We start from the raw sequence: 12755 nt of genomic DNA on the forward strand, positions 1-12755 counted from the left end.
AGTTAAGTTTATCGTATCGGTGGGAATAAATATGAACAAACCTAAAATTGGGATGATTGGACTTGGAAGTATTGCGCAAAAAGCCTATCTTCCAACACTTACAAAAGAAACAGATTGGAATTTTGTAGGAGCGTTTACACCTAACGCGGAGAAAAGGAAACAAGTTTGCCAGCAATACCGGATTCAAGACTTTCATTCTATTGAAACGTTAGCTTCGGAATGTGATGCAATCTTCGTTCACAGTTCAACTGCTACACATTATGAAATCGTTTCTGAACTTCTGAAAAAAGGAATCGACGTTTATGTTGATAAGCCGCTAGCAGCTACAGTAGAACAGGCTGAGAAACTAGTCGAGTTGAGCGAAAAGTATAATCGAAAGTTAATGGTCGGATTTAATCGTCGATTCGTTCCTATGTATGTTGCTGCAAAAAAACAAGCTCATCATATTTCATGGATTCGAATTGAAAAGCACCGCACAAATAAAGTGGGGCCGTATACGTACGACTTTACTATGTTAGATGATTACTTACATATTGTAGATACTGCTCGCTGGTTAGCTAATGATGATCTTAACGTCGTTCATAATATGATGCAAATGAATGAAAAGAATGAACTTCTGTACGGACATCATACATATACAACTCCAAGTGGATTGTTACTTTCTACCGCGATGCATCGCCATGCTGGTACAAATTTAGAACAAATTGAACTTGTAACGACTGGGAAAATCATTCGCGTAAAAAATATGAATATATTTGAAGTCGAACAGGAAAACTCTGTTTCACAAAGCGGTTCACCATCATGGGATACAACGTTAAAACAACGTGGTTTTGAAGATGCTGTTCATCATTTTATCGAATGTGTACATGGAGATACAAAGCCTGTTGTAGATGGATTAGAAGCATTAAAAACGCAGCAGCTGTTGCAATCCCTACTGGACGCTACAAGTAAAAATTAAAACGGATACATTTTTCAGAATTTACTTTCATTCCCATTTCCTCTTTATTTCTCTCACAAATTTCTATAGAATATGTTGATAGGAATTATAAATTTTATAATAAATCGTGGAAAGGGTGGGATTAACACATGTGGAACGAGTTTAAAAAGTTCGCGTTCAAAGGGAATGTAATTGATTTAGCTGTCGGGGTTGTAATCGGTGCTGCATTCGGTAAAATTGTTAGTTCATTAGTAAAAGATATTATCACACCATTACTTGGTATGGTATTAGGTGGCGTTGACTTTACAGATTTAAAAATTACATTCGGTAAATCAGCTATTATGTATGGTAACTTCATCCAAACTATTTTTGATTTCTTAATTATTGCAGCTTCTATCTTTATGTTTGTTAAAGTTTTCAACAAACTAACATCTAAAAGAGAAGAAGAAAAAGAGGAAAAAATTCCTGAACCAACAAAAGAAGAAGTTCTTCTTGGCGAAATTCGCGACTTACTAAAACAACAAAATTCTTCTAAAGATAGAGCATAATTGAACGGACAAAAGGCATGCCCTCTCGGGGCATGCCTTTTTTTATATGCTATAACGTTTCCGAATTCATATGAATAAATAAAATAATACCTGCAACCATCAGTACCATAATACTCCCTGCAAATAACGTAATACCAATAAACATGAAGTTCGCACTTACATCTATCGAAATACTTTCAGTAAAAATAGAAATTACATATGTGATAAGGGCAATCCCTGCAAGAGTACCTCCTGGAACAAATCGCTTTAAGCCATTTTGTTTTAACGTCATATATGCAAAAATAGCAGTCATGCAAAGCGTAATTATCCAAAGAATGATCATCTCTTCTCCCCCCTCACAAGCCTTTTCTTTCTATTATACATGACATTGCCCTATAATAGTTGAATTTGCATTTATGTGACATATAACAAGGAATCCCCCCATCTATAGCGAATATCTTATGAAGAGTTCCAAATACATTATCATTATCAAAGTAGCATATTTATAAATTTAAACATTCAGCATAAGGAGATTCTTTCTATATGTACGCTGTAAAATTATTGTTTGAATCTGTCCATTCAGGTGAGCCTAATCCTAGTAAAATAGATGAGCATTATGAAGAGAATCACGATACACTTTTTGAAGAAAGCATCATTCTCGTTAAAGCGAACAGTTTAGAGGAAGCGCATAAGTTAGGTGAAAAGCTCGCTATACAATCTGAATTAACATACGACAATGTGTACGAGGAGCAAGTCACATGGAAATTTCGAAAAGTGTTACACGTGTTTGAATTAGACGATACGCCATTTGAAACAGGGAAAGAATTGTACGCAAAGTTTTTACACGTTAAGAAAAACGAAACTGTGGATACAGTAGTTAAAAAATACTATCCTGAATATGAATAAAAGCTCACAGCAATCGCTGTGAGCTTTTTTATACTTACTTCGTTGAATTTCTAAATTGGATACGGTGAGGTAAGATAACAGTGTGATCTTCCACTTTTTCTTTGTTCATATATTTCGTTAGTAGACGCATTGCTACTGCACCGATATCATACATTGGTTGTACAACTGTTGAAAGCTGAGGACGTACCATTAATGCAAGGCGTGTATTATCGAAACCAAGTACTTCTACATCAGTTGGTACGTTTAATCCAGCGTCTTGTGCTGCGTGGATTACACCTAGTGCCATTTCATCAGAAGATACGAAGATTGCTGTTGGTTTTTCATCAAGGCTCCAAAGCTTTTCAAATGCTTCGATACCTGAATCATATGTGTAATCTCCATCGATTATAAGATTTTCATCATATGAAATACCTGCTTCTTCTAAAGCTTTTTTATAACCTTGTAATTTCTTTGCGCTTGCCGCTTTATCAATGAAAGGACCAGAGACGAAACCGATACGCGTATGGCCTTGCTCAATAAAGTGCTTCATTGCATCGTATGCTGCTTGTGTATAATCAATATTTACTGATGGTGTTTCATTTTGCTCATCAAATGACGCTGCTAATACAATTGGTACTGGAGATTTTTTAAATTCTTCAATGTGAATGTCTGTAATATCTTCACCCATGAAAACAATTCCGTCCACTTGTTTTCCAAGCATCGTATTTAATAAATGGAACTCTTTCTCTTTGTTTTGGTCAGAGTTACTTAAAATGATGTTATATTTGTACATTGTTGCGATATCTTCAATTCCACGAGCAAGTTCTGCATAAAACGTATTTGAGATATCAGGAATAATAACACCCACTGTAGTTGTCTTCTTACTTGCTAGTCCACGTGCTACCGCATTCGGGCGGTATCCTAAATGATCAATTGCTTCTAATACTTTCTTTCTTGTTGTAGGCTTTACATTTGGGTTACCGTTCACAACGCGTGATACGGTAGCCATTGAAACGTTCGCTTCGCGCGCTACATCATAGATTGTTACGTTCATCTCATCGCACACTCCTTCTATTTTTGTTATCTATTTTTATGTATCGGTTACTTGAATGAAAAAAAGACATCAACTCTATTTGCAGATGCCACCAATCGTCCCGAGTTCTTCCTTTTACTAATGATACGATAAAAACGCAGGCTCATACAATATTTTCCCGCAAAAGTTTCGAAAAAATTCGCTTCTTTTCTCGTATTTTCGTATTTTTTATGAAAAAAAGGGCATTTTTTGTAAAAAAATAGATATCCCATAGGTAAATACTTTATTTTTAAGCAGTACGATAGTAAATGGAATTTATATCGGCGATTTTTTAAATATATCGACTTACCAACAAAAATCGACAATGATAGTCATTTGATGCGCTGGATCTGGAAGCATTTCACAACTGGCAATAGAAGATCACGGCGTCCTATAGAATGCGTTATATCGACAACGACAGGGGGAAATAGGTTTCTTTCTTTAAAATTGGTACAGCGGAAATATGAAGTGTATTATGCGGCGCTCTTTCATTGCTTCATCAACTTGATGTACTTGTTCATAACTTTTCACTGCGTATGGTCCCACAATAAAATACTGATTTCCATCACCATTAATTTCAACAATCCTGTCTTCTTGTAACTCTAAACCATCTTGGAAAATTTGTTTAAAAATATGTTGTAACGTCTATGTTTTAAATGGCCCATTATTATTCTCTGCGATTAAATCCAGCATAACTCAACTTCCCGTTTCAGAAACTAATTGTAAGTCACTACCTATTGGTAGTGACTATATATATTTAATATTTAAATCTCTCTTCCTCTAATTTTAAAAATTTTTCAAACCTATTTACCAAAGCTTCTTTCGTAGTTGGAACTTCTTGAGGCATATAATTAACAAAACTCACCATATCTTCTGGGTAGTTGTGATTTCCATAAAACTCTGCAATTTCATTTAATAACTCATTATCTTCTTTACATCTTTCTTTTATTTCAGATAAACAAATAAATCTTAATTTTCTTTTCTCCTCTACTAACAATGGGCTTTCTTCATCTAATTGAGGAAAATAATTAGTTTTTATTTCTAACATCACCTTACCTAAATTTTCATTAGAGACTCCCCATGTAAGTTCACTAACAAACCCGCTTTCATCACCAATTCCCATCAACTCTACTGCATAATCAGAAATAACGTCTTTACTAAAATAATTTCCTTGGATGCCTACAAAAATAGTTTTCCAATCATACTTAATATGTTTACTTTTTAAATCTTTTAAGTTCATATTATTTCCCTCTTACTTTTTTGAATTTGATTTGACTTACCTGTCATAACACCATTTCCAATGACTTCTTCTTAATCTTGAATCATCTTCCATGGCACCAAAATACGATATTCACACGAAATATAACAATAAATCACTACAAAAAAACTTCGTACATTCTCACTTGCAATAAAAAAAAGACAGTGTTTAAACTGTCTTTTTTACAAGAAGGAAACAAACGGTTTATCGCTGTTTTTCTCTTTTATAATAACCGCCTCGATTTTACTCTCGGATTTTATCTGCAATTGTACTTTCGCATCTTTAGGCAATTTCTCTAATATACTTTGAGTAGCCATTTGGGTAAGGGCCATTAATTCTGTTTTACCGTTATATTTAATAACAATATTCATATTTAACATGTCCATTTGATTTTTCTTATAAGAAACTTTAGCATTGACTGGGATAAAATCTTCAGGAGAAAACTGCTTTATTAAATCAGCAAATTCATTTATTTTTTTATTATCTTCTCCATGTGCTTGTGTAAATTCATCGGAAGGATACGAATACGCTTTTTCATCAATCGTACTCCATTCCCCAATATTTGTATCATTCTTTTGAACAGTATTGCTAGCAATATACGTACCATTTTTTAAAGAAGTTGTGTTTTCTTGCTTAAAGATAGCAATTGTAATTGGCGATTTGTTATATTTATCATTTTTATTAATAGCTTCTACAAGTTGTTTAGCAACTTCAGTCCCTTTAGAAATAGCTTCTTCATTAGATACACTTGAAGACATAGCTAAACCAATCACAACACCAGATAAACTTAATTCATTTGACTTCTGTTTCTCGAAATAGTCTTGTTCTATAATATTCGTCAAAACTGGCGCTTCTACTTTCGCAACTAGTTCATCTATTAGCTTCTCCGGAATATACTGATTTAATTGCAGTACATGATTTTCTGTATCAAATTGTTGCTTCGCAATATTCATTAAACCATTTTCATACTCTGCTAAATCTAATTTAGAATTTGTTTTTATATTAGCTGTATTAATAACCTTTTGTTCTTTTAAAGGAATAACAGTTCTATAATAATCTTTAGAAACAGCCGTTCTCGGAATCATACTTTTTTCTTTCGTATCTTCTTGTATAACTTCATCCTTCTTACTAATCGTATCATTACTACAAGCTCCCAGTAATAAACTTACGACCGCGAAGGATAATGCCATTTTCTTCATTACATAAAACCTACTTTCAACAATCTAGTTATTTAGTTTGAACTATTAATAGTGTACCATTAAATATATTTCAACAAAAACAAAAAAAAGAAGCAAGCACCTTTAGCTTGCTTCTTTTTACTTAATATTCTCTTCTAAAGCGTCTTTTTTAATATTCCAATGAGACGTATTCCACACTACCATCCCGTCTTTTATGTATAGCACTTGTGGAGATTCATGTCTAATACTGTACTGTTCTGCGACACGATTCGAAACATCTCTCGCATCTTGTACATATAAATAGTAAGCTGGTACTGCTCTTTCCTCACTACAATACGCTTGAAATTCTGTATATGCACCATGACTAATCGGGCACGTCGTACTATGTTTAAATAGCACATAAGGCTCGTTCTTTTCCACTAGTACTTCAAGTTCTTCAATTGTTTCCAGTTTTGTCATATTCATCACGATTCACCTCTCATACGAAGTCTAGAGCGCTTCTCTTTCTTTTCAGCTTTCTGCTCAAGTCTTTCTAGTTTACGCTCTTCTTTTTCAACCTTTTTCTCTTGTCTTGTCGCACGATAATGGTTGTATACTTCAATTGCTGCGCTGCTCCACTGTACAACTTGCGCTACTTTATCTGCATTATTTTCAATCTCGTCAGTAACAGACTCTGATACATTACGAAGTTTCGTATTTAAAGAATGGATTGTCGTTCCAATCCCATCTACACCTGCTACTACTTTATTTAATGACTGCGACTTCTGTTGAATATCATCAGCTAACGCATTTGTCTTATGTAATAATTGCTCCGTCTCTACGCTAATTCCTTGCATTTGCTTTTCTAAACCTTCTAACGTGCTTGCAACGTTTTCTAACGTCTTCTGAACCGATAACAACGTTCTGCATACATACACTACTAATACAGCGAAAGCAACCGCGATAATAGCCGCACTTACATATAAAAGAACTTGCATTTCATCACTTCCTTTATCTTTTTCATACTTTCCCCTATTATACAATCATTTACCGTTTCATTCTAACCCCTATATTCCATTAGAATTTTCATACTTATTCGTTAACTTTAACATAAATGATTCAACAAATTCCACTAAGTAGGTTACAATAGGAGAGGATACATAATTAGTAGGGAGGCTTTACATATGAAAGATCCACGCATTGAAAAGTTAGCATACAATTTAATCAACTACTCTATTCGCTTACAAAAAGGCGAAAAAGTGTTAATTGAAAACTTTGGCTTACAAAAAGAACTTGTAACTGCACTTGTGAAAGAAGCATATGCAGCTGGTGGTTTCCCATTCGTTTCTTTAAAAGATCATCAAGTAGATCGCTCTTTATTAATGGGTGCTACTGAAGAACATTTCGAACAAATCGCTGCATATGAAGCAAGCGTAATGAAAGATATGGATGCGTATATCGGTCTTCGCTCTGGCGATAACATTAACGAACAAGCTGACGTTCCAAGTGAACGAATGAAAGTTCACGGCCAAACAGTTGGCAAGAAAGTTCATAGAGACATCCGCGTTCCGAAAACGCGCTGGGTTGTTCTTCGTTACCCAAATGCTTCTATGGCACAGCTTGCTAAAATGAGCACAGAAGCTTTCGAAGACTTCTACTTTGAAGTTTGTAACTTAGACTACGGTAAAATGGATAAGGCAATGGATAGCCTTGTTGCATTAATGAATAAAACAGATAAAGTTCGCTTAACTGGTCCTGGAACTGATTTAACATTCTCTATTAAAGACATTCCAGCTATTAAATGCTCAGGTCATTTAAACATTCCAGACGGTGAAGTATACTCTGCACCAGTTCGTGAATCTGTTAACGGTACAGTTTCTTACAACACACCATCTCCTTACAACGGTTATACATTTGAAAATGTACAACTTAAGTTTGAGAACGGTCAAATCGTTGAAGCAACTGCAAACGATTCAGAGCGCATTAACAAAATCTTCGATACAGATGAAGGTGCACGCTACGTTGGTGAGTTCGCAATCGGCGTAAACCCATACATCTTACATCCAATGGGAGACATCCTATTCGATGAAAAAATCGACGGTAGCTTCCACTTCACACCTGGACAAGCTTACGACGATGCATGGAACGGCAACAACTCGAACATTCACTGGGATTTAGTATGCATCCAACGCCCTGAATACGGCGGCGGCGAAATTTACTTCGACGACGTATTAATCCGTAAAGACGGACGCTTCGTTGTATCTGAATTAGAAGCTTTAAACCCAGAGAACTTAAAATAATATTAAATAAGGGATGTTACCTAGTCGAACTTTTCGACTAGGTAACATCCCTTTCATTTTGAACAACTTCTTAGTAAATGAAATTGTATGAACGATTTTCCAAATGTATCTATCGTAAATCAAGATATATCGATTTATCGACAAAAATTCACATTAATACTCTAATAATTTTTTAGCCACATCTTCTGGTACTTTAAAACTATTTTTATTTTTTATTTTATTCATTTTCAATTCAACCTCAACATAAGGAACATCTTTATATACTGTCATCGTACCAATTTCATGTAACTCTTTTTTATCTTTACTCGAATCCAATAATTTTTGTGTATCCTCTTGATACATTTTAAATGTTTTCCCTTGCGGAGTATCTAAAGGAGCCGATTCCATTTTCCACTCATCCATTTTGATTGATTCAAACAACTTTGTAATTTCTTTCTTATCGGTAATTGTTTTTTTATCACTCGAATCAATAAACGATTCAATTTCAATTTTTTGTGCTTTTTCTAAGCTAACATCAGACTTCTCTTTCTTCGTACTACATCCTATTACAAGAATCGATACGGTTAGTAGCAGCAAAAATAATATACAGACTTTTTTCATTTCTAATCCCCCTGCGCTATATAAAGTTATTTTTCTATTTTTACATGTGGATTCTCTTTCTCAACAAGTGACAAAAAACTTGTCATATTTTGAGGCATCGCAATCATATGTACTTTATATGCATTCGTCGTAATTTCAAGGGACTTCCCAACTTGCCGAATAATTCTTATGTCTTTTAATACAACATCATCATTTAAGATGCCGTATTTTAATACACCATTTTCTACTTTATGCTTTTTAATAAATACTTCCCAAACAAGTGGAACATTTACAATAAAGCATAACCCCATTCCAATCAATGCTGACATCCACTGCTCTTGATTTGTGAAAAGCATGACAATTGGATACACAAACATAAAAGCTAACGTAAGACTAACGAAAATTACTGCTAATTTACTTCTTTGAATTGGAAAGTTCATACCTACACCCCTAACCAAATTATACCATTAATTCCATTTTAATTCATAAAAAAAGGCCATTTGCAAATGACCTTTTTAAACAATCTGTAATAAAATTTCTTACTTACCTTGAATCTCTTTCCATTCTGAAGCTAGTAAACTATAAACAGCAATATCTTGAAAATGATCATATATCCATTGTTCATCTCTTAAAATACCATCTAATTTAAACCCTAAACGCTCTGGAATCGCGCGGCTTGTCGCATTTTCAACACCGCATCTGATTTCAATTTTATTCAATTTTAAATTCTCAAATGCATAGTGAAGTACAGCCTTCACGCTACGCGTCATAATACCTTTCCCACCAGCATCTTCCGCAAGATAATACCCAAGACTCGTCGCTTTCTTCCCCCAGCTCACTGGATGAATGCCTACCATCCCAACGAGCTTTCCTTTATAGCGTATACCACTTTCAAAACCGTCTCCCTCTGCAAATTTCTTTAACCACATCGGGAAAATTTCATCATAAGCATCCGCAGATTTCGTCCCATCTATCCAAGGAAGCCATCTTCGTAAATGATTACGGTTTTGATTTATTAATTGATATAATTCCTCTTTATGATGTTTTTCTAATAGTTGTAGTTCGATTTCGTCGTCTACTCGGAGTGTGAACATGGTTTTTAGCCCCTTTTTAGTTTTCTTATTATTCTAACATCTACGGATAGAAAATGTTAAATATTCACACTTTTTTCGATTTTATTTGTATAAAACCTGAAGAACACAATACTCCAGTAATAACTAATATCATCCCTATACATTGTGCAGGTGTTATCTTTACTCCTTCTATAAAAGAAATAAACATTGTAACAACAGGCACTAAATTAAAAAATAAAGATGTTCTTGCTGCTCCAATTTGTGCAATTCCATTATTCCACCATAAGTAACCGAGCACACTCATTCCGATTGCCATAAAGAGAATCGCTCCCCAAGCTAATATAGGAATTTCCAAAACTGGTACTATACTTGTTTGCGTGAAAGATATCATAATAAAAGCAAGGGCACCAATAGTCATCGTATACGTCGTAGTTTGTATTGGGCTACCAGTTTTAATAAACCTTCTGCTTAGTACACCGTATAACGCCCAGCAAATATTCCCTAATAATATATAAAAATCCCCTTTTGAAAAAGATAAATTTTGCAGTATTGTAAATGAAGCTTGTGTAAGTACAAAAACAACACCAAATAATGCAAGTAACATTCCAATTACTTGGCGCTTCACTATCTTCTCTCGTAAAATGACACTTGCTAATAATGTCGTAACAAGCGGATTGGTTGCCATAATAAGCGCACCATTAATAGCTTCTGTATGTTTCATACCTAAAAAGAAAAAGAAGTTAAAGCCGAATACACCAACAATCCCTAGCAAAAGGTAATAAACCCTATTCTGCCTCCATACCTCCACCTCAAAGTCTTTTCGTATTTTTAAAAGACATAACATCACAAATGCAGCAATCCCAAAACGCCATGCCGCTATATGAATTGCTTCGAAATACTGCACCGCATATTTCGAAGCATTAAATGTCCCACCAGTAAATATCGCAAACCCTAATAACTGCGCATATACTTTATTTTTCATTTCCGGCCTCCAAGTCTTTTCCTTCTAGAAAACCGTAATAAATTTCTAACTTCTCCTCCGTTAGCTGAACTACTTTTTGCAATTGTTCCTGCTGTTCTTTTAACCGCTCCAAGTGAGTTGTTAAAATTGAAATTCTTTTTTTTACTTTCGCTGGTACTTCTTCTTTCCTCTGCCTAATTTCCTCTATAATGCATCCATCACTTGCAAACTCAGCCATCTCTTCTAATGACATTCCAGTTTGTTTTAACGAATATAAAAATTTTAATAGGCGCACATCACCTTCTGTATATTGGCGAATCCCGCTATTTCGCGTTGGTGGTGGTAATAATCCTAATTTCTCATAGTAACGCAAAGTATGAATACCCATCCCTGTTAATTCTGCCACTTCACCGATTTTATACATGTTTTTATCCCCCTTGTTTTTACATATTTATCTTACAACCTAGAGTTAGCTCTAGGTCAATACGTAAATAAAAAAGACGCACAGCCAAGCTGTGCGTCTTTTCTATTACTTCTCTGCAACTTGAACTTCTTTTACGTAAGCTGCTTCGAATTTTTGGATGTCACCTGCGCCCATGAAAATTAGAACGCCTTTTTTATGTTTCTTTAATACATCTGTTGTTGTATCTGTAATTAATTCTGCACCGTCGATACGCTTTTGCAGATCTTCAATTGTTAATTCACCTTTGTTTTCGCGCGCTGATCCGAAAATATCACATAAGTATACTTGGTCAGCTTTGCTTAGGCTTTCTGCGAACTCATCTAAAAATTTTTCTGTACGTGAGAATGTGTGTGGCTGGAATACAGCGACAACTTCACGCTCTGGATGTTTTTGACGAGCTGCTTCAATCGTTGCATTAATTTCTGTAGGATGGTGTGCATAGTCATCAATGATAACTTGCTCTCCCATTGGCTTTTCATTAAAGCGACGTTTTACGCCTTCAAAAGTTGTTAGCTGATGTTTAACTGCTTCCACATCAACATTTTCATAATGGCAAAGCGCGATTACTGCTAATGCATTTAATACGCTATGATTGCCGTATCCTGTAATTTTGAACGTATCATAATACGTATTACGAACGAATACATCGAATATTGTACCATCTGTTCTCTTTTGAATGTTACGTGCTTGGAAATCATTATCTTCTCCAAATCCATAGAAAATAACAGGTACTTTCGCTTGAATTTTTTGAAGTTCTTCATCATCACCACATGCAATAATGCCTTTTTTCACTTGCAATGCCATCTCTTGGAATGCACTGAATACATCATTAATGTCTGAGAAATAATCTGGGTGATCGAAATCAATGTTTGTCATAATTGCATAGTCTGGATAATAAGACAAGAAATGACGACGATACTCACAAGCTTCAAATACAAAATACTTACTATTTTCTACCCCATGCCCCGTTCCATCTCCGATAAGGTAAGATGTTGGGTGTGCGCCTTGCATTACATGAGCTAACAAACCTGTAGTTGATGTTTTTCCATGTGCACCAGTTACAGCAACACTTGTGTACTGATTCATAAGGTCACCTAAAAAGTGATGATAACGATGTACTGGGATATTTAATTCTTTTGCTGCTACGATTTCTTCATGCGTATCAGGAAACGCGTTTCCTGCGATAATCACTTGTCCTTCTTTAATATTATTTTTATCAAAAGGAAGGATGGAAATACCACGCTTTTCCAATGCTGTTTGTGTAAAGAAACGCTTTTCATAATCAGACCCTTGAACAGTATGCTTCATGTCATGAAGAATTTGTGCTAATGAACTCATTCCTGTCCCTTTAATTCCTACAAAATGGTAAACTGTCATCTTAAAGAACCTCCAACATTTCGAACTAATACAACGGCCTATCTATAAGACAGTATATGAATCTTTTCTTATTTTGGTAATCATCATACATTTCTGATGAAGCGAAGTTTTCTTTAATCTTCACTTATCAGGATAACCACGTACGTACTTCTTTTTATGTCCATAA

General features: G+C 34.9%; 16 protein-coding genes and 2 pseudogenes. 4 read left to right on the forward strand and 14 right to left on the reverse strand.

The window, feature by feature from the left end:
- Nucleotides 1–31 precede the first annotated feature (31 nt).
- Together COC96_RS13315 and mscL are read left to right on the forward strand one after the other, a co-directional pair.
- Nucleotides 32–958: a Gfo/Idh/MocA family protein gene (locus tag COC96_RS13315; RefSeq protein ID WP_098768946.1), complete on the forward strand. Its 927-nt coding sequence runs from the start codon at nucleotides 32–34 to the stop codon at nucleotides 956–958.
- 128 nt (nucleotides 959–1086) lie between these two features.
- On the forward strand, nucleotides 1087–1485 hold the full coding sequence (mscL, locus tag COC96_RS13320; protein WP_098268964.1) for a large-conductance mechanosensitive channel protein MscL: 399 nt from the start codon (nucleotides 1087–1089) through the stop codon (nucleotides 1483–1485).
- A 49-nt stretch (nucleotides 1486–1534) separates the two neighbouring features.
- Here the strand turns inward: mscL and COC96_RS13325 are convergent, their stop codons facing one another.
- The gene (locus COC96_RS13325) at nucleotides 1535–1807 is read right to left on the reverse strand and encodes a DUF3917 domain-containing protein (protein ID WP_098268965.1); all 273 of its coding nucleotides are present in this window, start codon (nucleotides 1805–1807) and stop codon (nucleotides 1535–1537) included.
- A 200-nt stretch (nucleotides 1808–2007) separates the two neighbouring features.
- On the opposite strand from COC96_RS13325, the gene COC96_RS13330 reads away from it, so the two are divergent.
- Complete coding sequence (locus COC96_RS13330) at nucleotides 2008–2370, forward strand: DUF4288 domain-containing protein (RefSeq protein ID WP_098268966.1); 363 nt, start codon at nucleotides 2008–2010, stop codon at nucleotides 2368–2370.
- 34 nt (nucleotides 2371–2404) lie between these two features.
- Here the strand turns inward: COC96_RS13330 and ccpA are convergent, their stop codons facing one another.
- The 7 genes and pseudogenes from ccpA to COC96_RS13365 all read right to left on the reverse strand — a co-directional run bounded on the left by ccpA (nucleotide 2405) and on the right by COC96_RS13365 (nucleotide 6834).
- Entirely contained in the window at nucleotides 2405–3403 is a 999-nt protein-coding gene (gene ccpA / locus COC96_RS13335) for a catabolite control protein A (protein ID WP_098768922.1), read from the reverse strand.
- Nucleotides 3404–3780: 377 nt separating this feature from the next.
- A pseudogene (locus tag COC96_RS28510) lies at nucleotides 3781–3911 on the reverse strand (bifunctional 3-deoxy-7-phosphoheptulonate synthase/chorismate mutase); the annotation flags it as partial.
- A pseudogene (locus tag COC96_RS28040) lies at nucleotides 3902–4114 on the reverse strand (bifunctional 3-deoxy-7-phosphoheptulonate synthase/chorismate mutase); the annotation flags it as partial. The pseudogenes COC96_RS28040 and COC96_RS28510, both read right to left, overlap by 10 nt.
- A 64-nt stretch (nucleotides 4115–4178) precedes the next feature.
- On the reverse strand, nucleotides 4179–4661 hold the full coding sequence (locus tag COC96_RS13350; protein WP_098268968.1) for a DUF2247 family protein: 483 nt from the start codon (nucleotides 4659–4661) through the stop codon (nucleotides 4179–4181).
- Nucleotides 4662–4861: 200 nt separating this feature from the next.
- Nucleotides 4862–5878 carry a CamS family sex pheromone protein gene (locus COC96_RS13355; protein WP_098268969.1) on the reverse strand — a complete coding sequence of 339 codons (1017 nt, stop codon included), beginning with the start codon at nucleotides 5876–5878 and terminating at the stop codon, nucleotides 4862–4864.
- Nucleotides 5879–5995: 117 nt separating this feature from the next.
- On the reverse strand, nucleotides 5996–6322 hold the full coding sequence (ytxJ, locus tag COC96_RS13360; protein ID WP_001057467.1) for a bacillithiol system redox-active protein YtxJ: 327 nt from the start codon (nucleotides 6320–6322) through the stop codon (nucleotides 5996–5998).
- A complete protein-coding gene (locus COC96_RS13365) occupies nucleotides 6322–6834 on the reverse strand; it encodes a DUF948 domain-containing protein (protein WP_097905791.1) in 513 nt (170 codons plus the stop codon). Before COC96_RS13365 ends, ytxJ begins: the two co-directional genes overlap by 1 nt.
- Nucleotides 6835–7020: 186 nt before the next feature.
- Here COC96_RS13365 and COC96_RS13370 point away from each other — a divergent pair, with 186 nt between their 5' ends.
- Nucleotides 7021–8136, forward strand: coding sequence for an aminopeptidase (locus COC96_RS13370; RefSeq protein ID WP_098268970.1), 1116 nt, complete (start codon nucleotides 7021–7023; stop codon nucleotides 8134–8136).
- Nucleotides 8137–8289: 153 nt separating this feature from the next.
- Here the strand turns inward: COC96_RS13370 and COC96_RS13375 are convergent, their stop codons facing one another.
- The 6 genes from COC96_RS13375 to murC form a co-directional block, all read right to left on the reverse strand.
- Nucleotides 8290–8736, reverse strand: coding sequence for a hypothetical protein (locus COC96_RS13375; protein ID WP_098268971.1), 447 nt, complete (start codon nucleotides 8734–8736; stop codon nucleotides 8290–8292).
- Between the two features lie 26 nt (nucleotides 8737–8762).
- A complete protein-coding gene (locus COC96_RS13380; RefSeq protein WP_098268972.1) occupies nucleotides 8763–9155 on the reverse strand; it encodes a PH domain-containing protein in 393 nt (130 codons plus the stop codon).
- Nucleotides 9156–9254: 99 nt separating this feature from the next.
- Complete coding sequence (locus tag COC96_RS13385) at nucleotides 9255–9809, reverse strand: GNAT family N-acetyltransferase (protein ID WP_098268973.1); 555 nt, start codon at nucleotides 9807–9809, stop codon at nucleotides 9255–9257.
- A gap of 64 nt (nucleotides 9810–9873) precedes the next feature.
- Nucleotides 9874–10770 (reverse strand): DMT family transporter, encoded by an 897-nt coding sequence (locus COC96_RS13390; RefSeq protein ID WP_098268974.1) that lies wholly within the window; start codon nucleotides 10768–10770, stop codon nucleotides 9874–9876.
- A complete protein-coding gene (locus COC96_RS13395) occupies nucleotides 10760–11173 on the reverse strand; it encodes a MerR family transcriptional regulator (RefSeq protein ID WP_098268975.1) in 414 nt (137 codons plus the stop codon). Before COC96_RS13395 ends, COC96_RS13390 begins: the two co-directional genes overlap by 11 nt.
- A gap of 105 nt (nucleotides 11174–11278) precedes the next feature.
- Complete coding sequence (gene murC, locus COC96_RS13400) at nucleotides 11279–12589, reverse strand: UDP-N-acetylmuramate--L-alanine ligase (RefSeq protein ID WP_098268976.1); 1311 nt, start codon at nucleotides 12587–12589, stop codon at nucleotides 11279–11281.
- Nucleotides 12590–12755 lie beyond the last annotated feature (166 nt).

The organism is Bacillus cereus (genome assembly GCF_002577405.1).
Taxonomy (GTDB): domain Bacteria; phylum Bacillota; class Bacilli; order Bacillales; family Bacillaceae_G; genus Bacillus_A; species Bacillus_A cereus_AU.